A 21,656-nucleotide genomic window follows, 5' to 3' on the forward strand; every position below is an offset into this window, starting at 1 on the left:
AAATTTCGATTTTGTTATATATTATCGTGGTTTAGTGTCATGCTGCGACTTGATCGCGGGATAACAGACAATAAACAAATGCAAATTATATCACAATAATTATGAATCATCAAAAATATATAAGGAACTTCTCAATAATTGCCCATATTGATCACGGTAAATCTACGTTAGCCGATAGGTTAATTGAACATTGCGGCGGCTTGCAGGCTAGGGAAATGAGCCAGCAAGTGCTAGATTCGATGGATATTGAAAAAGAGAGAGGTATAACTATTAAGGCACAAACCGTGCGGCTTGTATATAAAGCTAAAGACGGTAACACCTACTATTTGAATCTAATGGACACTCCCGGGCATGTCGATTTTGCTTATGAAGTTAGTAGGTCACTTGCTGCTTGTGAAGGCTCGTTATTGGTAGTTGATAGTACGCAAGGAGTAGAAGCACAAACGCTTGCCAATGTTTACCAAGCAATCGAGAATGATCATGAGATTGTACTGGTGCTTAACAAGCTTGACCTACCGGCGTCAGAACCTGAACAGGTTAAGCAGCAAATAGAGGATATAATCGGAATCGATACAAGTGAGGCTGTGCTAATCTCTGCTAAAAGTGGTATAGGGATTGATTTAGTTTTAGAGGCTATAGTAAATAAATTACCTCCGCCAAAAGAAAGTAGTTCTGATATTTTGAAAGCTTTGCTTGTTGATAGTTGGTATGACCCATATCTTGGCGTGGTTATTTTAGTACGTGTTATTGATGGCTACGTACGTAAGAATATGCGTATTAAAATGATGGCTACTAACTCAGTTTATACCGTTGAAAATGTTGGCTATTTTACTCCGAAAAAACATATTGCGGATGTTCTGCATGCAGGCGAAATCGGCTTCTTTACTGCGGCTATAAAGCAAGTAGCGGATTGTAAAGTTGGGGATACTATCACTGATGAAAAAAAGCCTTGTGAGCAAGCTCTACCGGGTTTTAAACCACAATTACCCGTAGTGTTTTGTGGTCTTTATCCAACGGATAGCTCGGAATTTGAGCATCTAAAGGATTCACTGGCTAAATTACGCCTTAATGATGCTAGTTTTGAGTATGAAATGGAAAGTTCTTCGGCACTCGGAGTAGGTTTTAGATGCGGCTTTTTAGGGCTGTTACATTTAGAGATAATCCAAGAACGTTTAAGTAGGGAATTCGATTTAGATTTAATCACTACCGCTCCAAGCGTGGTGTATAAAATTCATATGCGGGACGGTGAGAACTTAGAGATACATAACCCAGCAGATTTGCCTGATTTACAAAAAATCGAATCAATGGAAGAGCCTTGGATTAAGGCAACTATAATGGTACCTGATGAGTTTTTAGGTGCGGTACTATCGCTTTGTACGGAAAAGAGAGGGATGCAGCTTGATCATAGCTATATAGCAAATAGGGCTAAAATAATTTATAAATTACCGCTAAATGAGATAGTTTACGATTTCTACGATCGTTTAAAAAGCTGTTCTAAAGGTTATGCAAGTTTTGAATGGCAAATGGATGTTTATGAACCTTCCGAACTTGTTAAGCTTGGGATTTTGGTTAACGCAGAGGTGGTTGATGCACTATCCACAATCGTACACCGCTCACGTGCCGAGCAAAGGGGGAGGGCATTATGCGTAAGGTTAAAGGATTTAATACCGAGACAGCAGATTGATATAGCAATTCAAGCAAGTATAGGTAGTCGTATTATCGCTCGTGAGACCATTAAAGCCCTACGTAAAGATGTGTTATCTAAATGTTACGGTGGTGATATAAGTCGTAAACGTAAATTACTTGAGAAACAAAAAGCAGGTAAAAAGAGAATGAGACAGTACGGTAATATCGAAATTCCGCAATCTGCGTTTATTGCAGCTTTAAAAATAGGTGATGAATAAAACTTTTTTATTTTATATAAAGAAAACGCTAGACGTTATAATAAAGATTTGTTATAAGGAAGTATCTGAATCTTCCAGATGCTTCTAATATTCCTCGGTAGCTTAGTGGTAGAGCAAACGGCTGTTAACCGTTCGGTCGCTGGTTCGAGTCCGGCCCGGGGAGCCATCCCTCAATTTTTGACCACTTTACGAATGAATCAAACGGCGAATGCAGCATAAAGTCAAGCTTTTTGCCTGTTAATTTAATTGAAAACACAGTTTTTATTAGGCATCTTTTTCCCTCAGCATTCGACAAAACACAATATTGATGTGCATTGGCAACTAAATTTAGTACATCTATCATTTTGTCCGTAAAACAATCATCACCTTTATTATGCTCTGCTATCTCTAACATTACTTTATCACGACGTGTTGTTAATTTATATTTATCTTCTTCGTATTCTTCATTTGTAAATATACCGTCTAAAAGTTTACTTCTAAGCTTATCAAGGCTATTTTTTACACTGATAAGCTCTTTATTTCATTCTGTTATTCTTGTGTTATAATAATCTTTTTCATATTTTGCCGATTCTTTAACACTTTTAATTATTTTGCTCAATAAATCAGGCTCAATATACATTGATGCAAAAACTTTTTCTATTTGTTCTATAATTCTTGAGTAACAATAGGCTTGTAAATATGAGGGTAGTATTTGTTGCCTTTTTTATAATGTATTACTCCGTGATAAAAAGTATTATTTAATATTTTATGTCAGGCAATGGCGTATTAGATGTGTTAGTTAACCCTTATGCACTTGGTACAAGCGACAGTATCAGAATAAGATTTATGTAGGATATCGATATTGCCATAAGACATCCTGAATCTTGTGCCGTTGCTAGGAAATGATCAACTAGCTTTTCTTGCTGTTTCCATAGTACGAATACGATTTTAATATGAGGCCATTCATTACGCTAGGTTAATTTTAAATCATATCTTGCTTGTAAATTAATCCCATAACTGGGCTGAAGTGTGAAAATATTTACCTAATCTCAGTGCCATATCAGTAGTAAGAGTTCGTTTGCCATGCACTAGCAACGCTAAGTAAGAAATCATCGCCTATTCAACTATCAAAACCGACAGTACTGCTGGTTGGTTGAGTTAGATTTATAACCGCTTAGATTATTTTGTGCCTTTTGAAGACTATTGCCGACAAAAGGACTAGCCCACGTACCGAAATCTACTGCTGTCTCATCACCGGCAGAAATAGAGAATATTTTTAAAGCCATAGATACGGAAGAAAAGATAAGGGAGTTGTTTGATAAAAATTATCAAGTTCAAGAAGAAAAAATTGATAATATAGTTAAGTCACTAAATGAAGAAAATAAGTTTGCGATACTTCGCAGAAATCTAACTAATAAAAGTACCTCAGAAATAAAAAATATAGTTGAGAAAATAAACAGAATGCAAGTTGATATAGGTAAAGTATTGTGATTCGGTAGTGCAGGAATAGGTAAAACCACGTTAATGCATTATCTATCTTATAAATGGGGAGAAGAAAAACTATGGAACAACAAATTTGATTATGTATTTAGAATCAGGTTAAAGGAATGGTTAAGCTGGACAGTACGTTATGGTACTAATATAGATGACGATATACTAAGTTGTTTTGTCCATTATTGTTTAGATTCTAACGATATAAAACTTGAAGATATAAAAAGCATACAAGATAAAGATAGGATATTATTAATACTGGATGGTTATGATGAGGTAACGTTTTTATCACAGAGTAATCGTGATTACCGAGATATTATGGATTCGGTATTTCAGTATAAAAATATCGTAATGAGTTCTAGGCCTAATGCGGTTATAGTGAGGGAATAGAGCAATATGTACATAAAAATTTTGAGTATGATAAAGAGCTTGGAACACCATTAAAAATCTTTTTGGATACTCATGGCCAAATAAAAGCAATATGTGCAGTTCCTATCAATACTGCATTAATATGTTTGGTTTGGAGCGCTCAAGCAATAAGGGATAAATTTCAAAAAAAACAGTAATCAAGATTTTAATATAAGTCGTTTATATAGTGAAATAATAATTTGTTTTTTTCTAAATGCCTATTATTAAGCCAGTTTATTATTTCACTATATAAACGACTTAAATATAAAAATCAAACTGAAGCTAATAATCACTTAAAAAACAAAATGAGTTTTTTAGAGCAAATAGCTTATGAGTCGTTTGTTGCAACAGGGAAGTGAGTAGAGAACAAAGTAGTCGAAAGCAAGAAAGATATATAGATATAGACGGAACAAGGGCTATTAAGAATAGAAGGGCAAAATTTTCAATTTATTCATTTAACATTTCAAGAATATCTAGCTGCATGTTATTTAAAAAATCAGTTAGCAGATAACAACACAAAATATACAGCAGCAAATTTTATAGGTGCGCATCGAAACGATCCGAAATATCTAATGACTCTGAAGTTTCTAGCAGGGATGGTAAGTAATGAAAATAATCAAGAGTTAATAGCAATATTTTGGAAAGCTGTAACATGTAATGTGGATAGGATATTAGAGTTAGGGATTGAAAGAAAGATTATACTATTAATGCATTTATTAGCTCAAAGCAACATTAACGGAAAATTTGATAGTAGAATACCGAATTTAAAACAAATACAATATTTAATAGATGAAGTTGTGCTAAAAGATATTACAGGTTGGGAACAACATATAATAGACAGTGGTTATTTATCGGAAGCGATTGTTAAAACAGTAAATGAAAAATTACAAAATAAAAAAAACTGACCCTCAAGAATTGAAAAAAGTTATAGGAATCATCACAGGATTAGCAAATAAGAAATGAATGGGGCAGTAAAACAAAAATTTATAAGAAGTTAACAAGCCTATTAGAAATTAAAGATGAACAATTACAAAAATTAGCCCAAATATTAGATAAGACAGTATTACAGGAAAGTTTAAAAAAAATAATACCGTTATTAAATAAAAAGGTATTAAATGAATATGTAAATATAATATTGATTGAAATAATTAATATTATGCCTAATTTAGATATAAAAATATTAAATCAGGTAAAAAAAATTATACAACAAATACTTAGTTACTAAAAGCTTAGTTAAGATAGTAAATACAACACCTAATATAGCACCCAAGGCAATTTAATGCACTGCAAGCATTATTTAATGATCCTATAGAAAATTTCAAGTGCGAGGCAGTTTCAGTTTTAGTTGAAATAGTAAAGGCAAAGTCTAGTTTAGTAAAAGAAGCATTGAACATATTGAAAACACTAATCCGTAATGCCTAATTATGTCAAATTTGATACTGTGCGATGTTTAAAATCAGAATAACTATTTGGTAACCCTAATAATGAAATTTTATATCAAGCTACTTGAGAAGCTTAACTGAAATGCTAAGTGTAATATATGAACAATAAGCTTTAAATACACTGCAAGATCTACTAAATGATTCTAATATTTATATTAAGGTTACGGCTGTTGTAAGCTTATAGTTAATATATATTGTACCAAGTTTAACATTAGCAATATTTAGTATATTGAAAGAAGTATTAAACGATTCCGGCAACGAAGTCAAAATTGTAGTTATTTGGAGCTTAACTGAACCAGTACGTATAAATCCTAGTTTAGCCCAAGAGACATTAAAAATATTGAATACACTACTTAATAACCCTAGTAATTATATTGAATTCACAATCGCCAAAATCCTAGGTTGGATAATACAAATAAACCCCAATATATCACATGACGCATCTACAATACTGAAAAATTTATTTAGTAATTCTGACAAGTCGGAGTCTGCTTTAAGTTTAGTTGAATTAGGAAAGGTAAAACCGGTAGAAGAAGCATTTAAAGTGTTCAAAGATATACTCAGTGGCCCTTATGTTGACAGATATGCTAAGTATGCAGTTGCTGTAAGTTTAATTAATATAATAAATTTAAGATCATTTGATAAAGCTAGTTATAAACAAGTTAATAGGTTAATAAAAATAATTGATCTACATAGAACTCAAAATTTTGATAAGGATTTATATTTAGAAATAGACGCCCAAACCCTCTACACACAATAACCGATTACATCACTCAAGAATATGAAAAAAGTAAAAATCCTGAAGTAATAGAATGGTTTATTGCGAGTTTTAACGAATTACCGAATATAAGCGAAACACAAATCTTTTTAAAAGAAGTTTAGAAATAGACGCCCAAACCCTCTACACACAATAACCGATTACATCACTCAAGAATATGAAAAAAGTAAAAATCCTGAAGTAATAGAATGGTTTATTGCGAGTTTTAACGAATTACCGAATATAAGCGAAACACAAATCTTTTTAAAAGAAGTATGTAAAAGCATATTAAAAAGCGGTGTGATAAATGAGTTGAGTGTAAGTTTATTTTAAATGGTATAAAGAAATATAATTTTACTTTTACGGTATCGGTTAGTAAAGCATCAGGAATAGAAGGCAAGATAATATTTGAAGATAGAAACTATGAAATATTTACAACTGATAATTCAGCAAGCAAAATAGTAAGTTTAGAGGAGTTTATAACTAAATTACTTGCAGAAACAGACGATCCGTTAGCAGAACAATATAAAATAAACCTATATAAATTTGGTGAGGATAATTTAAAGAAAATAGCCACTATTTATCCAGCAGAAATTAACACAGAACTAAGAGGGCAACTATTCAAGAATTTTTAGCCGCATGTTATTTAAAAAATCAGTTAACAGATAATAAGATGCAAAAATAAGGTTGAAAACCAGTAATTTTAAATTACTAGATGCCGGGGCAAATAAAAGATTAGATGCCTATGCAATTAAGATAGATAGCCACAATAAAATACTATAGTGGAACAATACAAAAAGCAGAAATCTTTGAGACATTGAAAGTTTAGCACAAGAAAGCCCATTATTATACGATTACTGTAATGCATTTTATTGGAATATAAAAATATCATAAATGCTTGCTGTATTGCTGAAACTATAAAAATAATATTAATGAGCAAGAGGGTATAATAAAAATTTTAGTAAAAGGTATAGGTTTAATAACGCAAAGTTTCTTAATAGATATATTAACAGATTTGGCTTGCAGTATAGTAGCAGCAACGCATGAGAGAAAGCATGGAAATAAAGTAATTAGTATAAACGATATTATTCGCAATAAAATTGGAATGGAAGATTTAGACGATAACTTAAAGAAAATAGTTATTATTAAAACACAAGAACGTAGAAACGAAATAATAAAGCTCTCAAAAACACCTATGTCACATTCTGATTCTACTAGATTTCGAGCTAATATAAAAGAATTAGGTAATGTAGTTAAAGAATTTGGGCTTTTCTAAAACTATAGAAAGACATGATCAGGATAATATAGCTGTGCAACTAGCTTTAAAGGACTCTATTTATTGAATCTTTATATACAAACCGTGATGATATATTGAATGAAAAAAGTGATATATTTTTTAGAAGAAGATAATATAAAGAAGAAAGTTTTTGGCAGATAAGCTTTATACGGGATAAGCAATAACAGCACTAATCAAACATAATGAAGTTGCTTCCATACCAAAAGGTTAAAATTATTATGCTTCTTTAGGCTTACAAAATCATTTATTACTACAATTTTTAATTGTAATCAACTATTATTAATAAAAATAAGAAATGACTTTTATGGAAGATTTAAGCTCTTGGAAAGAAAAGTTTGAAACTTGCGTTTACGCTAAAAAACTATTAGACAACATCGAATATTTAAATGCTAAAGTAAAAAATCCTGTTGATATAGAAGAAGTTACAAAAGGTATCTACTACGCTCGCAAGTATCACGACTTACAAATACGTCAATTAGGTGATCCTTATTATTTTCACCCGATTGAAGTAGCGATTATGCTTGCAGAGTTTGTCGCCGAAGAAGCTCCTAAGCTTTATAATGCTATTATGCTGCAAGCTGCTTTACTGCATGATACTATTGAAGATATAGCACTGACTGAAGAAGTAATAACTATTGGACCAGAAGTAGCAAAGCACGTAGAGGATTTAACTAGAATAAAACCTTACGGAAAAATAAGTAGTGAGAAAGGTCTGAATGTGCTAGTTAGACAAAAAAGATATGATACTTTTTTAATAAAGTTCTTTGACAGAATGTATAATTTACAAACTTGAGGTGCTAAATCACCTGAAAAAATGCGGAAAGTTTAATTAGTGTTGTAAAAATTGCTGTGTATATAGAGGCACATGAAATAAAACAACAATTAATTAAACTGTGCTACAAATAAATTTTGATGAATAATTTCTGCAGGGCTATAATTAACAGTATTTTTAATATATTAACAATAAATATATGATACATAAAATGCTACAGGACCTGTACAATCTAATAAAAAAAACGCTATAATAGTTTTAATATTACTTTTATCTTCTTAGGATCAATATTAGCTTGTTCTAAAGTTTTTCTTAAATATCGTTTAGCATCCACAAACTCCGGTGTCTCTCTAAGCGAAGTTCTCCCGATGACTCCTACTATAGTGATTCCAGCACCGATTAAAAAAGCTATACGCCAACTAAAACCAAATGAAGTAACTAAAGAAGCTAAGCATAATGCTCCAAAACCACCTTACAAAAACTATCTAAAGTTGCTACAGTTGGATATTGTACAGGTGGTTTAATAAATTCAGTTAAATATACATCTGCTCCTATTACTTTCCCCATTGAGGACATGCCTTGTGCCATAAGGCATGCTATCATAACCCATGTAGCTACAATTCCTATTTCATCATAAGCTGAAGATTTGCCATAATAAAACAAGCTATAGTCATAAGCAAAGTAGTTATTATTATAGTTGATTTTCTTCCTATATTATCACCAAGCCAACCAGAGATTAATGCTCCTATCGGTCTAAATACATATGTTGAACATAATGCAGCTGCTTCATAGATTAGAGCAGTCTGAGGATCAACTTGAGGAAAAGCTCGTTGAGAAGCACTGCTGCCATATGTACATATAAATATAAATCAAAATATTCAAGAAAAGTGCCAATAGACAAAATATCTCATGCTTGTTTTGGTTCTCTATTTAAACTTGTTTGTGCTTTCTCATAGCCGAGCATAAATTCTTTATAAAAAATTAAATTGTAAAGAAATCTATACTGTTTTATATAAAAGTCAATAGGAAATTTCGCTTTATACGAAAATCAGAAAGTGAAGTGCAACTTATTATTAATTTATGTTATCCATTTTGTCAATATAATTGCACTAGTTTAAAGCACTAGTTTAAAGCGGTATGTCTGTGTACCTGAGCATTCATCACAAGCCCAAAGCCGATTAGCATGGATGCGATCATTGTTCCGCCGTAAGAAATAAACGGTAGCGGTACGCCTACTACGGGAAGCAAGCCCATAACCATAGCTATATTAATAAATACGTGAGTAAATAAGATTGAAGTAATACCTATTACTATTAATTTACTAAAAATCTCTCGGCAATTTACGGCAATTAATAAAGAAATAGTTATAAGTGCAAAATATAATATTAGTAAAAACATTCCTCCTATAAAGCCGAACTCTTCAGCGAAGGTAGCAAAGATAAAGTCAGTTTGATGTTCGGGAAGAAAATCCAAATGGCTTTGGCTACCTTGATTTAAACCGCGTCCAAATAGGCTACCTGAACCTATAGCGATTTTAGACTGAATAATATTATAACTAGCACCGAGCGGATCATGTTCGGGATCTAAAAAAACCATTACCCGTTTTTTTTGATAATCATACATCATATTCCAAGCAATAGGTAGGCTAATAAGAGCAGCAAGACCTAGTATTATAAAATATTTTATTCTAAGACCTGCCGCAAAAAATATAATTGCCGAAACAATTAAAACAATCATTCCCGTACCTAAATCTGGTTCTCTAATTATTAGAAAAGCCGGTATTAAAACTCCTATAATCGGTATAATAACTTTATGAAATTTTGTAAGATCATCAATTGTTAGTGAATGGAAATATCTAGCAAGCATTACTACAACGGCGATTTTTATCGGTTCGGAAGGTTGAAGCTTAACTATACCGATATCAATCCATCTTTTACCGCCCATGGCAGTTGAGCCACAAAGCTCCACGGCTACTAGTAAAGCGAGTACGCACAAATAAAAGATATACGATAACCTAAATATTATGCGTAAATCAATTAATGCAATAATAATAGCTAAAGGCAAGAATATACAAAAATTTATAATTTGTTTGTAAGCCCAGGGCTGCAAATTACTATTTGCTGCAGAATAAAGCACAATGAAACCAATACAGCAAATTAAGCTAATTAGTAAAATTAAAGTAATCGGTAATTTTTGTAATTGTTCTAGATAATTTTTATGCATTGTTTTTGTATTCAGTAGAGGTGTTGTATGTCATTCCTGCAAAAGCAGGACTCCAGTACTTTAAAGCTTTTTAAAAGCTCAATTTATTGCGCTTGTTCCTGGCTTCCTGCTTTCGCAGGAATGACATAACAGGATTCCAGCCACAAATCTGCTAACTAAACCTCAACATCAAACACCTTAAAAATAAATACTAATTCGTCAGCTATCTCTTTCAGATAATCAAAACGACCGGCAGAACCTTTATGTCCCGTATCCATATTTGTTTTTAATAATAAGGGATTATTGTCCATTTTTAGTGCTCGTAATTTTGCTACCCATTTAGCAGGTTCCCAGTAACCTACACGTGGGTCGGATATACCGCAAGTAACGAATAGAGCAGGGTAGTTTTGTGCTTTTACGTTATCATAAGGGGAATATGATTTAATATATTCAAAATATTCTTTCTCTTTCGGATTACCCCACTCATTATATTCCAAGAGAGTTAACGGTAAGCTTTCGTCAAGCATGGTACTCAAAACATCAACAAACGGTACATGCGCGATTGCTGCTCTATAGATTTCCGGTTTTTCGTTGAGTATGTAACCGATTAACATACCGCCGGCACTACCGCCCATTATTACTATATTGTTGTTACTTGTATATTGCTTGTTAATTAAAGCTCTACTACAGGCTATGAAGTCTTCAAATGTTCTTTTTTTGGTTAAAAACTTAGCAGCTTCATACCAATCATGACCTAGATCATCGCCACCTCTAATATGAGCAACTGCGTAAATAAAACCGCGATCGGCAAGTGTTACTGCTGTATTTCTAAAATTGACGGGCATAGCGATGCCATAAGCACCGTAACCCATTAGATATAAAGGATTTGAACCGTCTTTTTTAAATAAAGATTTTTTATAAAACAAGGTTATAGGTACTTTTACATCTTCATTATCTGCAAATATTCTCTCTACTTTATACTCCTCCGGGTTAAAGCCTGAAGGTATTTCGTGGCTCTTTAATATCGTTAATTTATCGCTATTAAAATCGTAGCTATAAGTGGTATTGGGTCTTGCTAGAGAAGAGTACTCTATTCTGATATCGTCTTCCTCAAAGTTTGTAGAAAAACTACTTGCTTGGAAACTTTCGTCGGGAAAATGAATTGTATTTTCTTGTAAATCTTTAAATCGCTTTATTTTAATTAGCGGTAAACCTTGGTCACGATAGTTTAAGATTAAATAATTATTTGTAACATTAAAGCTTTTTAAATATTTGTCTTGTTCTTCCTTAATATAAATATCATCCCAATCATCCCAGCTAGTATTTTCAAAATTATTTACCGGCAGTTTTATAACATGGAAATTTTTAGCTTTATAATTAGTTTTAATATAAAAATAATCGCCATTATATTCTATTTCATAGAATATTTTGTTTTCTGCAGCTCGTACTAATTTAGGCGTAAAACTATCATCCTGCATAGAAATTACGTAAATTTCATTTTCATTATGATCGCCTGAATTTATAAAAATATATTCATGACTTGCTGATTTCTTGCAGCTGATAAAATGAAGAGGGTTTTTTACCTCGAATATTAATTTATCCTGAGTGATCTCTTCACCTATACGGTGAAACATTACCTTATCCCAGCGTTGATTCTCATTAATAGTAATATAGAAAAAGCCGTTTAAGTGTTCATGCCAAATTATAGTAGGAGCTACAGCTAAATCTCGATCGCTTGATACAAGCGAAGTTTGCGGCCTTCGCCTAGGCTCACGTACATTTGTACGTTCCGCAGGCTTGTCCTGAAATTCATCTTGTCTGAAGCGATCGAGATTTAGCTGTACATTGCCTAATTCATCAGGTAAGTATTTTTGTTCTTTAAGGTTATATATTTTGATATTGTATTGTTCATTACCTGTAAAATTAACACTATAAGCCATTAAATTGTGATCAGGTGACATTGCAACTGTAGCAACATCAGTAAAACTGCTATTTGGAGCAAGAAGGTTGACATCTAATATTACTTCTTCTGCTGAATCCATATTATTATGCTTTCTGCAATATATCGGATAATTTTTATTCTCCTCTACTCTATGGTAATAGTAATAATCTTTGTTCTTAACATAAACCGATTCATCGTCTAATTTAACCCGTCCTTTTAATTCTTCAAAAATCTTTTCCTTATCATTTTGCAGATCGGCAAAGAAATTTTCGGTATATTGATTCTCAGCTTTTAAATAATCTAAAATTTTAGAGTCTTCTACATTTGGCCACTTAGGATCACGCAGCCAGTGATAATCATCGTTTATTGTTGCTTCGTGAACTTCAAAGCTGTAATTTTGTTTGTCTGTTATTGGTGGTTTCATGTTTTTTTATTTTTTTGTGTTGTTATGCCTAAAATCGTCATTGCGCGGAGCCGTAGGCGACGCGGCAATCTAGTAAAATAATACAAAAATTCTGTAATCAGAATTGTTTACTAGATTGCTTCGTTGAAACTTACAGTTTCTTCTCGCAATGACGATTTTGGTATCTATACAACAATGACATCGAATTATTGTAGTGTTAAAATCAAACTAATTAATAGGAATAATACAATCAATATAGCAGTTTGTTGATTATGCCAAGCAGATATTTTACTGAAAATATTATCCCAAATAACCTTAAAATTAAGATATTCTGCCGCATCTTCGTTATTGTCTGCCGTTTCTTTATATTTATCGATACTGAAATATATAAATTTTTCAATATATTGGTATAGGTCAAGGTTTATGTTTTCTGTCGAAATGCGTGGTATTTTTCTAAATATTAAAGCCAATAACAGTGAGATGGCAAGGATCACTAGCTTAAAGTTAGCAGTATGTGATATTTGAATAGGGTAGAATAAACATATGCATAAAGTTATGATGCAGAAAGAGAGGTAGGTTATAGTTCTTATGTCATTCCTGCGAAAGCGGGAATCCAGAAATATTATAAAGCTTTTATTTTTAAGGTTTTTACTGGATTCCTGCTTTCGCAGGAATGACATAAAGCGAGATGGGAATGACGTAGAACTCTCCATCAACAACCCAAATAATATGGTACAAGTCGCTATCTTGGAAAATAGCATTACACTATTCTTGTTTAAAATATTAGCTATTTCATCTTTAATATAAGAAGAACTAATAGGCAGTATAGATGTATAGATCAATATACTAATAACAAATCCGCTTAATAAAATAAAATTAATTTGAGTATTCTGAAGATCTTGGTAATTTTTAATATCATACTCATCTTCTATATAAGCGAAATATAAAGCAAATAATCCGTTATATAATATATGTATGAATATAAAGCTTGTAATAAGATAAGTTATATTTGGAGAGTTTATGCTAATAGCCGTTAATATAAAACCAAGCTGTGATACGGTAAGATAACATATTAATCGTTTAAGTTTTTTTTCAATTAGAGACAATACTAATCCGTAAATGATCATTGATATCCCAAAAAACTTTAATATCTCAAGACCGCTAAATAATTTTAAAATGATAATTAAAATAACTTTAGTAGTAAAACTAATTAAATATACAATACCGCTACTTGAAGCTATAGGATAGCAATGAACCACCCAGCCGTTTACAAAAATAGCCGAGGCATTAATTAAACAACCTGCAAGTATGAATATTGCTGGTAACTCAAAATTATTTACTGATGCCGTTAAAGAAGTAAAAGTCGTATTACTTGTTGTTTGGATTAGAAGAGTCATACCGATTAAGATTAGCCCGCTGCTGAATAAATGAGTGAGGAAATATTGACGTGCCGGTTTTATCTTTAATTGGTCACAAAAAATAATTATGCAGGCAAAAATAGTCATGAATTCAAGCGAGATTATCATGGAAATAAAATCAGCTGCAAATACGCATATAATAGAGGATAAACAGTATAAACTACCGATTAAGCATTCTAATTTTCTATTTTGGGAAATTGTATAAAGAGTTAAGATAGCAGTAACAATTAGAAATGCTAGAGCTATTAGCTGATTTTGTGGGTGAAAATCAAAAATAAGCTCAAAATTAGTAAGCGGAAATGTACACTTGGTATTTTGAATAAACATTTTAATCCTTAGAAGAAACTGTTAAAACCTCTAGTCCCTGGATTCTTTTAAAGTCTTTTACATTTAGAGTTAATATCAGAAAACCTTTTGTAATAGCCGTTGCTGCAATAAGCATATCATGAGTTCCTATAGTTATACGTTGTGTGTATAAATCATGAGTAATACGTGCATATGTATATACTTCTTCAATACCGAAAGGTAATATAGTAAACAGACTTTTTACGTATTCTATAAAAGCTAAACATTTTATACGTTTATTCTCATTCTTGACTCTATCTACTCCTATTAATAGTTCAGTTAACACAATAGGGCTAATATAAGTCTGACCATAAGGTGACCATTGCTTAGTACTTACCTGCTTTCGCCTTTATAGTAAACTCTATTCATAATATCTGAAAAAGATCGTACAAATTCTGTTGCTCTAATAATTTGTGCCATATTTATCCTCAAAAATAATTACCATATTTATACCTTTGATACTTCAAAATTTGGTACGTCAAATTTCGGGATTTGCCTGTGCTCACTATTGTACGCTGTGTAGGTGCACTGCTTATTTGACTTCCAACTTTTGAAGTATCTACGGTATACATATTATATGATTATGTGTAGATTATGTAAATATGTTTATGTAATATAAGCTAAAAATTCTCTGATTAAGATTTGAATAAAATAGAAAAGAGTTACGGCACAGCAGCACATTATTATACTAATTTGCATAGAGTAGGGGAGTGGTTTTGTTACGTTAGATTCTACTAAAGAAGGTTTATAAATAGAGCTTAATATTTTGAGCAGGTAAAGGCTTGAGAATATACTACTAGCTATTACGACAATCATAACAATGATTTGATTCTGTTCGCTTGCGGCAAGTAATATTGAGAATTTGCTAATAAATCCGCTAAAGATAGGCATACCGATTAATGATAATGAAGAGATAGATATAATAAAAGAAATTAAAGGAAATTCTTTGGATATACCATGTAAATTCTGTACTTGATCGGCTTTCTTTAAACTGTAAATACTGCCCATACTATAAAATAAGCAGATTTTTGTAAAAGAATGTGAAACTAAATGGAGTATTGCGGCTCCAAGTGCCTTAGGTGTTAACATGAAAGCACTAAGCAATGCAAGGCTTAATTGGTTCATAGTGGAGTAGGCGAGTATTTTTTTGATATTATCCGTGTCTAGGGCTTTGATTGAGCTATAAAATATGCTTACTATCGGTATAAAAATTAACCAGTTAAACTCGGCAAATATCATTTGTAAATACGATAAACCGAATATATATAATAGGATTTTGTAAATACAAAATAATCCGGTTTTAACCACTATTACGGCATGCAGCAAACTACTAATGGGGTAATGTGCAACCATTGCAGCAGGAAGCCATGAATGCACCGGAAAAATTGCAGTTTTAGCAATACCGCAAATAAACATTAACAATAAAATAATTGACTGGTTTTTGGAAAAATAATTTTCTACTAAACTCCCACTTGCAAAATCTCCGTTACCGGTTTTAGTATAAATAATTATCACTGCCGGTAAAAATAATATTGTGGCAGAAATCATCAGAATTTTTAGATATTTATATAACCCTCTAAGTACTATATTATTTTTGGTATGTCCTATTAAAAAAGCTGTAGAAATAGTTAAAAGCTCATAGCAAATAAACATCGTGAATAAGTTGCTAGATAAAGCAATTAAAACACCGATTAGAATAGTGAAGTTAAAGAAAAATAAGAATCTAGAAGAATAGTCTATATTATTAATAGCAAGATATTTAGGAGTGTAAAGTAAAGCACAAATCCATAAAAAGCCTATTAAACTTAAGAAAATAAGCCCTAAAGGTTCAAGATGGAATCCTATAGAGTAATTACCGCATATATTAAATTCAAACCCTGCTCTAATACCTTTTAAAAACAACCAGTCTATAATTAAAATATTACCGAAGAAAAAAATAGCGATAGTAATAAGTAAAAAGTTACGTATAAAGCTATCTTTTTGAGTGGCATACGGGCTAGTTAAGTTTAATGCACCAACTAGCAAAGTTGATAGAATCAAAAGACTCGGAGTAGTAAATTGTGTAATCATGATAAGCTGTTATACTTTTTTTGATAGTATGGTTAAAGCATTACCTGTATGGTTTTCTATGTCATGCCTAGCTAAAAGTGGGGAAATCCAGAAAAAGCGAGATAAATCGTGCTTTTAGTTTTAAAAACTTACTGTGTTTATATTTTTTAATTACTGGATTCCCGCTTTCGCGGGAATGACAATAGTACCATTTTATAATGGTAAAATAACGATCCTACGGAGCTAAGTAAAATTATAATAAAATCTAATAGTAGATTTTGTGTTAATAATAATTCAAGAATATTTACTTTGATAAAAAATAATGGACTGATAGGTAAGCCACAGCTGCACATAATAGCAATTATTATTAAAACTTTGTTAGGCTCTCTTTTATAGCTTCCATTATAAGCATCTATCAAGAAAAGAGCTATTTTATTTATACTATCCGCAAGTAATAAACTTGGTAAAACTATTATACCGTTTTCGGTTACGTATAATAAAAATACGTAACCTATTTGAGTGCAACATGAATAAATTATAATATTCTTGAAATCTTTTGTTTGGTAAGCAAAATATGGGGCTATAATAAGAGTAGCTAAAGCGATAGGTTTTATAAAATTTGTAATAGCCGTTTTAATTGTCTCATAGCCTATAATAATATAAGTAAATTTATATATTATATATATTCCTATTATAGTAGAAATCCCTGCTAAATATACTAAAATAACTGAAGCCGTGTTATTATAAGCTCTCATCATCCAAAAATGCATAGGGAAAAAAGCTGTTTTTAAAATAGCACCTATTAAGAAAAAACCGATAGCTATAGTGATTATACGGGAATTAGTATGTGCTTGTAAATACGCTGCAATTTCTGCCATATTCAAACTACCAGTAATGCTTAGCAAAAATCCTATAGATATAAGAATAAGAGTTGCACCAATACTACCTATTATCAAATAATCAAAAGCTCCGATTAAAGATTTTGGATTATTACCTGAGGCTATCAGTACATAGCTACTAAGTGCCGAAATCTCTATAAATATATATAGATTAAAAAAATCGTGAGTAGCCATCATCCCTAAATAGCCCGTATGAGCGAATAATAATATACCGTAAAATAAAGATTTTCTATTATTGTTTATATATTTTAAGATAGTTTGATTAGTAATCTTATGACAAAAAACTAAAAAGAATAATAAAACCAAGTTAAGATAAACAATAATAGCTTGGTTTAGTGCATTTAGCCGATATTCTATTCCTATTTTTGAAGTCCATCCTCCCATGGTGTAAGATAGCTCCGTATTTTGTATAATGCTATATCCATAAACACTGACCAAAAGGCTAGATAAAATACAAATCGTAGTAATTATTCGTGCAAAGGTAATAAAGCGAAAAGATATTATTGAGAGTAAAGCCCCAAATAAAGGGAATAATATTTGTATGATAGGGACATGGTGAGCTAGAATCATTTATCAAAATTAATTTCATTTTCTGATATTGTACCACAATGTTTATAAATTTGATATATTAAACTTAAAGCTACGCTAAGAGTAGCAAACCCAACTACTATAGCAGTTAGCATTAATACATGAGGCAAAGGGCTAGTGTAAGTAGTGATGCCCTCTTGGAAAATAGGTACACCGCCTGTTTTAATTTTTCCGATACTTACATACAATACTAACACCGAACTTTGAAAGATTCCAAGCCCGATAATTTTATGAATATAATTACGACTTGTAAGCATTATAAATAAGCCGCTAGTGAGTAAGATCAAGGCAAAGAAATATATTAAATTATGCATAATTATATTGTTATTGTAAGAAAAGTATTGTTACGTGAATCAGTGTCATCGTCATTGCCGCAGTGACGTTGGTAGACATTAATACGCTTTGAAAGACTGATTAAATACGCATGTGACTTTTTTGCCCTTACGTATAGCGAGCTTAGGAAAAACCTGTTCAAGGATCACCATATTAGGATTATCTTGAGCAAGGCGATAATTTACTAAAGATTCTCGAAGTGAATCATCTACAGCAAAAATACCGGAAATTTCAGCGTTTTTATCTCTAAATTGCAGATAAGTAAACTCGCCGTCATCAAAAATTTTAATAGGAGCTATTTCTTCGCTGCCGCTAATATAGTAATTAAAGTTATATTTTTCAGGATGAGTCAGGTCGGGACTTGCTAGGGCAGCAGAAAAAGTTTGCATATGACCGCTCATATTGTCATTTTCGTCATCCGGATAAAGAAACTTTACGTTAAAGACCATTTCAGGATCACGCATATCAAGAGTTTCGGCGGCATATAGTTCAAAGAAGTACGTCCGTTTATTAGTAATTAAAGTCATATTAGTAGTAGCATCCGGTTCCATCGGTTTAATAAAAATCCTATGACCGGCAGGTACTATTTGCCATGAAGTAGTATCTCCCATAGAAATACTTACTATTTCCTCGTCTCTTGCTAGTTCTATACTTGCTTGATAGCCGTAATATCCTGTGAATTTGAAAACATCGTCAGGGTTATAAGTCATAACTCTGAGACGTGGGTCTCGACCTAGAGGTCGTGATATAGTAAGAGCCAATACATCTAATGTAAGTATTATAAAAGTACAAAATATTATTAGTTGCTTCATATTATTTCTGATTTTTATTCCTTAATAACTTTAGCTTGTAACTAGTAACGGTAAAATTGAACGGCATATCAGGTGATGTATTTGTACTGATAGAATCCATTATAAATCCGATTCTTGCTTCCCATACCATATTTTCTAAAATTGCATCCGTACTATTTTTTGCCAATGATTCAAAAGTAACAACTGCCTCGTTATCGTTTATATTTTTAATTGATAATATATTAATTGAGCGGCTATATAGTTTTTGATATCTTATGACCGGTGATAATGGGTTATCAATATTCATAAAATTAGCAAATTGCATATACACAATACGCGTAGAAGCATTTTTGATAAAGGTAAATTGTTCTTTTAATATATCGTAATTGTATTCTTCTCGTTGGTTTACATAATTCTGAAGCATAATATTTGCAATAGAGGTATAAGGCTTTACTAATGTTGAATGTTTAGTATTAGTAATGGCAGCTTGTTTTTCGGCATCATCTTTTATTAAATAATTTACTTTTTTATTTATAGGTAGCAATATGTTGATATTTATACAAACTAAGGTTAATAATAAGGTAAAAATCGTGCATATTAAAAGCAGAAGACTTCTATGACTGAACGGTAAGATATACTTAAAATTATACCATTTTCTTGCATCAATAAAATATTCGCCGGATTTTATATATTCTTGTATTGCGTTGGTTAATGGGTCCATAATTACTAGATTAATATCTAATTTTATTCTGTTTTAACACTCTATCATAATTATTATAATATGATTATGATTGAATTTAATGTTATTTAAGCTATAAAATAAGTTTATATTGTTGCTACAATACCAAATATTGTTTAACTTTAAAATTAAAATAAATAAATTATAAATTAAAATTATACAATAACAATTATTGATGGTAGTTATTATGTTATACTCATCCCACTTGAAAAATTGGCGACAGTGTCTTTATAAGTCCGCAGGTAGCCACATATTAAGTATACGCTCTTCTCCTAAGCTGAACTTCGTATAACTACTCTTTATTTACTTCAGAGTATAATCGTTTACAATCCTTTTAATATTTTTTTATATTTATAATAGATTTTTTTAAAAAATGCTTGTGAACTATTGTATAGTAAGGTAATTTTAAAATAGTAACAAGATAATTTAATAATGTATAATTAGAATGTTAAAATCATTAAAGCTTCTATTAGTATTAATTATGCTTGCTCAATTGTTGTCATGTACCCCTTCAGCTCCTTATGAAATTAAAAGCCCGTGCGTTTCTGCTGATATAGATGATGGTTCGAGTGTAAGCGTAAATCCTTGTATAAGAAGACCTGTTAATTCAGTAAATATAGTATAAAAGTAATAGTTTTACACAATAACAATGTAATAAGAAAAATACCTTTGATATGAATAATATATTTGGCTTCTTTAAATCAAGTAATAACTCGCAAAGCGGTTCAGGAGATACACAAACGCAAGAAAGTATTAAATCGGCTAATCCTTTAAAAATTACTCAGAATTGGTATGAAGAGCGATCTGATAAGTTACTTGTTCAACGTAACTTGCTTATCATATTAATAATACTACTAACCATTTTTATGGTTATAGCAACTTTAGTAATAGCCTTTGTAGTGAAATCTAAACAGTTTGAGCCTTTTGTTATTCAGCTTAATAGTAATACCGGACGTGCCTCAGTGGTAGAACCTATTTCATCACCAGTGTTAACGGCGGATGAGTCTCTTACAAGGTATTTTATAAAGAAATACATAACGGCACGGGAAACATATAATCCGGTTGATTTTGCAACGATAGCTCGTACGACAATAAGATTATTTTCAACAAGCAGTGTTTATTACAATTATCTTGGCTATATAAGAAATAAAGATTTTGATCCTACTTTAAAATATAAAGAAGCAAATACTACATTTTTAGTAATAAAATCATGGTCAAAAATCGCAGCAGATAAATATATAGTTAGATTTTCCGTAAATGAAACATCAGGAAACCAATTAGTTTATAATAAAATAGCGGTAGTAAGTTATGCTTATGTGCCTATGCAATTAACAGATTCAGAACTTGATGTAAATCCGGTAGGGTTTCAAGTGAACGGATATAGGGTAGACGATGACAATAGTTAGATTTTATTTTTTAGTTTTTATATTATTAAGCGGTTTTACAGTACAACGAGAATGTCCACTTGTAGATGCTCCATGTAATAGTAGTAATAATTATGTAGATGATTTATCTATAACTAAAGATAATAGGATAAAAACTTATATATATAATCCAAATGAAGTTTATTTATTAGTTTTGCATTTTGGCTTTCAATCGCATATAGAATTTGCTAAAAACGAAGAAGTCCAAAATATAATTCTTGGGGATGCTTATGCTTGGAAAATAACTCCTTTGGCAAATAGATTATTTATTAAGCCTCTTGAAAAAGATATTCGTACAAATATGACTATTATAACTAATAAAAGAATATATGAATTTGATATCGCTTCTACGGAACTTATGATGGGTAACGAAAGGGATTTAGTATATGTAATTAAATTTTACTACCCTAAGAAAAATAGTAATTACATGGCAAGATTTTAATCGATGTCATTTCTGCGTGGATATGTCATTG

At 31.4% G+C, this 21,656-nt stretch carries 20 protein-coding genes, 1 tRNA gene and 4 pseudogenes; 11 read left to right on the forward strand and 14 right to left on the reverse strand.

All coding sequences use genetic code 11. From position 1 onward, the window contains the following. Nucleotides 1-101 precede the first annotated feature (101 nt). Entirely contained in the window at nt 102-1,904 is a 1,803-nt protein-coding gene (gene lepA / locus RSA_RS01875; protein ID WP_014364540.1) for a translation elongation factor 4, read from the forward strand. Between the two features lie 91 nt (nt 1,905-1,995). Further along, a tRNA-Asn gene (locus RSA_RS01880) sits at nt 1,996-2,070 on the forward strand. A 933-nt stretch (nt 2,071-3,003) separates the two neighbouring features. On the opposite strand, the pseudogene RSA_RS10205 reads toward RSA_RS01880, so the two are convergent. Next, nucleotides 3,004-3,157 (reverse strand): annotated as a pseudogene (locus RSA_RS10205) (autotransporter outer membrane beta-barrel domain-containing protein). Between RSA_RS10205 and RSA_RS09280 the strand changes: the two are divergent. The 6 genes from RSA_RS09280 to RSA_RS01905 all read left to right on the forward strand — a co-directional run bounded on the left by RSA_RS09280 (nt 3,087) and on the right by RSA_RS01905 (nt 8,071). After that, nucleotides 3,087-3,374, forward strand: coding sequence for a hypothetical protein (locus tag RSA_RS09280; RefSeq protein WP_230453513.1), 288 nt, complete (start codon nt 3,087-3,089; stop codon nt 3,372-3,374). The pseudogene RSA_RS10205 and the gene RSA_RS09280 sit on opposite strands and share 71 nt — an antisense overlap. Before the next feature lie 33 nt (nt 3,375-3,407). After that, the gene (locus RSA_RS09285) at nt 3,408-3,764 is read left to right on the forward strand and encodes a hypothetical protein (RefSeq protein WP_231284245.1); all 357 of its coding nucleotides are present in this window, start codon (nt 3,408-3,410) and stop codon (nt 3,762-3,764) included. 590 nt (nt 3,765-4,354) lie between these two features. Next, on the forward strand, nt 4,355-4,687 hold the full coding sequence (locus RSA_RS01890; RefSeq protein WP_231284246.1) for a hypothetical protein: 333 nt from the start codon (nt 4,355-4,357) through the stop codon (nt 4,685-4,687). 766 nt (nt 4,688-5,453) lie between these two features. Then, nucleotides 5,454-5,984: a hypothetical protein gene (locus RSA_RS01895; RefSeq protein ID WP_014364542.1), complete on the forward strand. Its 531-nt coding sequence runs from the start codon at nt 5,454-5,456 to the stop codon at nt 5,982-5,984. 1,012 nt (nt 5,985-6,996) lie between these two features. After that, a complete protein-coding gene (locus tag RSA_RS01900) occupies nt 6,997-7,257 on the forward strand; it encodes a hypothetical protein (protein ID WP_014364544.1) in 261 nt (86 codons plus the stop codon). A gap of 325 nt (nt 7,258-7,582) precedes the next feature. Beyond that, on the forward strand, nt 7,583-8,071 hold the full coding sequence (locus RSA_RS01905; protein WP_014364545.1) for an HD domain-containing protein: 489 nt from the start codon (nt 7,583-7,585) through the stop codon (nt 8,069-8,071). 426 nt (nt 8,072-8,497) lie between these two features. Here the strand turns inward: RSA_RS01905 and RSA_RS09290 are convergent, their stop codons facing one another. The 13 genes and pseudogenes from RSA_RS09290 to RSA_RS01960 all read right to left on the reverse strand — a co-directional run bounded on the left by RSA_RS09290 (nt 8,498) and on the right by RSA_RS01960 (nt 19,741). Continuing rightward, nucleotides 8,498-8,713 (reverse strand): hypothetical protein, encoded by a 216-nt coding sequence (locus tag RSA_RS09290; protein ID WP_014364548.1) that lies wholly within the window; start codon nt 8,711-8,713, stop codon nt 8,498-8,500. Continuing rightward, the gene (locus tag RSA_RS10210; RefSeq protein ID WP_331270650.1) at nt 8,674-8,916 is read right to left on the reverse strand and encodes an MFS transporter; all 243 of its coding nucleotides are present in this window, start codon (nt 8,914-8,916) and stop codon (nt 8,674-8,676) included. The genes RSA_RS09290 and RSA_RS10210 overlap by 40 nt, the downstream gene beginning before the upstream one ends. A gap of 256 nt (nt 8,917-9,172) precedes the next feature. Further along, the gene (rodA, locus tag RSA_RS01915; RefSeq protein WP_012150587.1) at nt 9,173-10,273 is read right to left on the reverse strand and encodes a rod shape-determining protein RodA; all 1,101 of its coding nucleotides are present in this window, start codon (nt 10,271-10,273) and stop codon (nt 9,173-9,175) included. Nucleotides 10,274-10,428: 155 nt separating this feature from the next. Continuing rightward, complete coding sequence (locus tag RSA_RS01920; protein ID WP_014364549.1) at nt 10,429-12,618, reverse strand: prolyl oligopeptidase family serine peptidase; 2,190 nt, start codon at nt 12,616-12,618, stop codon at nt 10,429-10,431. 185 nt (nt 12,619-12,803) lie between these two features. Further along, nucleotides 12,804-14,342 carry a proton-conducting transporter transmembrane domain-containing protein gene (locus RSA_RS01925; protein ID WP_014364550.1) on the reverse strand — a complete coding sequence of 513 codons (1,539 nt, stop codon included), beginning with the start codon at nt 14,340-14,342 and terminating at the stop codon, nt 12,804-12,806. Between the two features lies 1 nt (nt 14,343). Continuing rightward, a pseudogene (gene vapC / locus RSA_RS01935) lies at nt 14,344-14,706 on the reverse strand (ribonuclease VapC); the annotation flags it as partial. Then, nucleotides 14,700-14,780: pseudogene (vapB, locus tag RSA_RS09300) on the reverse strand (type II toxin-antitoxin system antitoxin VapB); the annotation flags it as partial. The pseudogenes vapC and vapB, both read right to left, overlap by 7 nt. 30 nt (nt 14,781-14,810) lie before the next feature. Then, nucleotides 14,811-14,935: pseudogene (locus RSA_RS09305) on the reverse strand (palindromic element RPE5 domain-containing protein); the annotation flags it as partial. 31 nt (nt 14,936-14,966) lie between these two features. Continuing rightward, on the reverse strand, nt 14,967-16,430 hold the full coding sequence (locus tag RSA_RS01940; protein WP_014364552.1) for a proton-conducting transporter transmembrane domain-containing protein: 1,464 nt from the start codon (nt 16,428-16,430) through the stop codon (nt 14,967-14,969). A 146-nt stretch (nt 16,431-16,576) separates the two neighbouring features. Beyond that, complete coding sequence (locus RSA_RS01945; RefSeq protein ID WP_012262296.1) at nt 16,577-17,878, reverse strand: proton-conducting transporter transmembrane domain-containing protein; 1,302 nt, start codon at nt 17,876-17,878, stop codon at nt 16,577-16,579. Beyond that, a complete protein-coding gene (locus tag RSA_RS01950) occupies nt 17,875-18,210 on the reverse strand; it encodes a Na+/H+ antiporter subunit C (RefSeq protein WP_012150595.1) in 336 nt (111 codons plus the stop codon). Before RSA_RS01950 ends, RSA_RS01945 begins: the two co-directional genes overlap by 4 nt. Nucleotides 18,211-18,288: 78 nt before the next feature. Next, nucleotides 18,289-19,041 carry a P-type conjugative transfer protein VirB9 gene (virB9, locus tag RSA_RS01955; RefSeq protein WP_014364553.1) on the reverse strand — a complete coding sequence of 251 codons (753 nt, stop codon included), beginning with the start codon at nt 19,039-19,041 and terminating at the stop codon, nt 18,289-18,291. A 1-nt stretch (nt 19,042) separates the two neighbouring features. Beyond that, entirely contained in the window at nt 19,043-19,741 is a 699-nt protein-coding gene (locus tag RSA_RS01960; RefSeq protein WP_014364554.1) for a virB8 family protein, read from the reverse strand. A 463-nt stretch (nt 19,742-20,204) separates the two neighbouring features. Here RSA_RS01960 and RSA_RS01965 point away from each other — a divergent pair, with 463 nt between their 5' ends. Genes RSA_RS01965 through RSA_RS01975 form a run of 3 tightly spaced genes read left to right on the forward strand, consistent with a single transcriptional unit; the run spans nt 20,205 to nt 21,625 of the window. Then, a complete protein-coding gene (locus RSA_RS01965) occupies nt 20,205-20,384 on the forward strand; it encodes a DUF2706 domain-containing protein (protein WP_010977041.1) in 180 nt (59 codons plus the stop codon). 49 nt (nt 20,385-20,433) lie between these two features. Continuing rightward, a complete protein-coding gene (locus tag RSA_RS01970; protein ID WP_014364555.1) occupies nt 20,434-21,165 on the forward strand; it encodes a virB8 family protein in 732 nt (243 codons plus the stop codon). Further along, complete coding sequence (locus tag RSA_RS01975; protein WP_012150599.1) at nt 21,152-21,625, forward strand: TrbG/VirB9 family P-type conjugative transfer protein; 474 nt, start codon at nt 21,152-21,154, stop codon at nt 21,623-21,625. Before RSA_RS01970 ends, RSA_RS01975 begins: the two co-directional genes overlap by 14 nt. Nucleotides 21,626-21,656: the final 31 nt, after the last annotated feature.

The organism is Rickettsia philipii str. 364D (assembly GCF_000283995.1).
Taxonomy (GTDB): domain Bacteria; phylum Pseudomonadota; class Alphaproteobacteria; order Rickettsiales; family Rickettsiaceae; genus Rickettsia; species Rickettsia rickettsii.

Excerpts from the sequence above, each read along its gene's own strand:
- RSA_RS09285 (WP_231284245.1), top strand. The coding sequence starts at position 3,408 with ATGCATTATCTATCTTATAAATGGGGAGAAGAAAAACTATGGAACAAC.
- RSA_RS01890 (WP_231284246.1), top strand. The coding sequence starts at position 4,355 with ATGACTCTGAAGTTTCTAGCAGGGATGGTAAGTAATGAAAATAATCAA.
- RSA_RS01975 (WP_012150599.1), top strand. The coding sequence starts at position 21,152 with ATGACAATAGTTAGATTTTATTTTTTAGTTTTTATATTATTAAGCGGT.
- RSA_RS01950 (WP_012150595.1), bottom strand. The coding sequence starts at position 18,210 with ATGCATAATTTAATATATTTCTTTGCCTTGATCTTACTCACTAGCGGC.
- RSA_RS01925 (WP_014364550.1), bottom strand. The coding sequence starts at position 14,342 with ATGTTTATTCAAAATACCAAGTGTACATTTCCGCTTACTAATTTTGAG.
- lepA (WP_014364540.1), top strand. The coding sequence starts at position 102 with ATGAATCATCAAAAATATATAAGGAACTTCTCAATAATTGCCCATATT.
- virB9 (WP_014364553.1), bottom strand. The coding sequence starts at position 19,041 with ATGAAGCAACTAATAATATTTTGTACTTTTATAATACTTACATTAGAT.
- RSA_RS01970 (WP_014364555.1), top strand. The coding sequence starts at position 20,434 with ATGAATAATATATTTGGCTTCTTTAAATCAAGTAATAACTCGCAAAGC.
- RSA_RS01920 (WP_014364549.1), bottom strand. The coding sequence starts at position 12,618 with ATGAAACCACCAATAACAGACAAACAAAATTACAGCTTTGAAGTTCAC.
- RSA_RS01940 (WP_014364552.1), bottom strand. The coding sequence starts at position 16,430 with ATGATTACACAATTTACTACTCCGAGTCTTTTGATTCTATCAACTTTG.
- RSA_RS01960 (WP_014364554.1), bottom strand. The coding sequence starts at position 19,741 with ATGGACCCATTAACCAACGCAATACAAGAATATATAAAATCCGGCGAA.
- RSA_RS01905 (WP_014364545.1), top strand. The coding sequence starts at position 7,583 with ATGGAAGATTTAAGCTCTTGGAAAGAAAAGTTTGAAACTTGCGTTTAC.
- rodA (WP_012150587.1), bottom strand. The coding sequence starts at position 10,273 with ATGCATAAAAATTATCTAGAACAATTACAAAAATTACCGATTACTTTA.
- RSA_RS01945 (WP_012262296.1), bottom strand. The coding sequence starts at position 17,878 with ATGATTCTAGCTCACCATGTCCCTATCATACAAATATTATTCCCTTTA.
- RSA_RS01965 (WP_010977041.1), top strand. The coding sequence starts at position 20,205 with ATGTTAAAATCATTAAAGCTTCTATTAGTATTAATTATGCTTGCTCAA.